Origin of the sequence: Rhizobium sp. CF142 (genome assembly GCF_000281145.1) — a bacterium.
Lineage (GTDB): Bacteria > Pseudomonadota > Alphaproteobacteria > Rhizobiales > Rhizobiaceae > Rhizobium.
Genome location: NZ_AJWE01000073.1, coordinates 1 through 1553 on the forward strand (window position 1 = coordinate 1; position 1553 = coordinate 1553).

Here is a 1553-nt window from a genome sequence, read left to right on the forward strand (position 1 = left end):
CGGATGAGGGGGCCACACGCGCAAACGTATCTTCCCTCACCCCTCTGACAGCAACGGAAACACGCCCTTCCTGCCAATTTTGCCTTACTTACCCTTCTTGCGCAGCGCCTCGATGAGCACATGCGCTGCCGGACCTGACGATGCCGGGTTCTGCCCGGTGATCAACTGCCCGTCTGTGACGGTGTAGACACCCCAATCCTTGACCTTGGAAAAGATCGCCCCGAGCCTCAGCAACTCGTCCTCCACCAGGAAAGGCACTACCTTCGTCAGCCCGACGGCTTCCTCCTCGCCATTGGTGAAACCGGTCACCTTCCGGCCGGCGACGAAGGGCGTGCCGTCAGCGTTCTTGACCCGATGAAGCGTGCCCGGCGCATGGCAGACGAGCGCGATGGTCTTGCCGGCCGCGATGAAGGACTCGATCAGCTTGATGGAGTTGGTGTCTTCGGCCAGATCCCACATCGGGCCATGCCCGCCGGGATAGAAAACCGTGTCGTAGTCAGCCTGGTTGACGCTATCCAGCCGCACCGTATTCGCAAGCCGCGCCTTGGCGGCCTCATCGGCATTGAAGCGTCGCGTGAGATCGGTCTGAAACGTCGGCTCGTCGCTCTTGGGGTCGAGCGGCGGCTGGCCGCCCTTGGGCGAAGCGAGCACCATCTCCGCACCCGCATCCTGGAACGCATAGTAAGGTGCGGCAAACTCTTCGAGCCAGAAACCCGTCTTCTTGCCTGTGTTGCCGAGCTGGTCATGCGAGGTCAGTACGAGCAGAACTTTCATGGTGCCTATCCTTCTGTGATTGGCCTGGGGGTGCATTGATCAGGACTGAAACCTGGGAGCCGCCGTCATGCAGGTGACGGCATCAGGGACTGGCAATTGCTCTAAGCTTCGGGTCAGGGACGGAAGTAGCGGACAACAATGACGAGGGAATACCGCTTACGGGCGCCTGAGCGTTGTTGGGTATCAGATCTGGTCGCGCAGCGGCCTGAAAGCGGTACGCAGCTCTGATGTGAAGATCTCCGGCTGTTCCCAGGCGGCGAAATGCCCGCCCTTTTCCGGCCGGGCGTAATGAATGAGCTTCGGATAGGCTTTTTCGGCCCAGCTCTGCGGCGCCTGGTAGATCTCGTCCGGGAAGGCGCTGACGGCGACCGGAATCTTGATGCCGCGCGGATCGAAGAAGCCGCCGGACGGGAAATGCGCATTGTCCCAGTAGAGGCGAGCCGAAGAGATCGCCGTATTCGTCAGCCAATAGAGCGTGACGTTGTCGATGACATCGTCGGGCGTCAGCCCCTCTTTCTCGCCATTGAAGGACCGGGCAATCATCCGGTAGCTGCGGATGTCATGGTCGAGCATCCACGAAGCCAGCCCGATCGGGGAGTCGACGATGCCGTAGAGCGTCTGCGGCCGGTTGTTCATCTCGATCGCGTAGCCGAGACCGTTCTTGTAGAAATCGGCGAGCTGCTCATAGGCGCGCTTTTCATCGGCCGAAAGGTCAGCCGGTGCCGGGCTGCCGGCTGCAAGCAGCTTGGCGATATCGGCAGGCACGGTGGCCGCCATAT

1 protein-coding gene and 1 pseudogene are annotated in these 1553 nt (G+C 61.2%); both read right to left on the reverse strand.

What is annotated here, in order from left to right; genetic code table 11:
- Positions 1 to 84: 84 nt before the first annotated feature.
- The gene (locus PMI11_RS15630) at positions 85 to 774 is read right to left on the reverse strand and encodes a type 1 glutamine amidotransferase domain-containing protein (protein ID WP_007818617.1); all 690 of its coding nucleotides are present in this window, start codon (positions 772 to 774) and stop codon (positions 85 to 87) included.
- Positions 775 to 957: 183 nt separating this feature from the next.
- Positions 958 to 1553: pseudogene (locus PMI11_RS15635) on the reverse strand (epoxide hydrolase); the annotation flags it as partial.

Coding starts and splice junctions, on each gene's coding strand:
- PMI11_RS15630 (WP_007818617.1), bottom strand. CDS start 774: ATGAAAGTTCTGCTCGTACTGACCTCGCATGACCAGCTCGGCAACACA.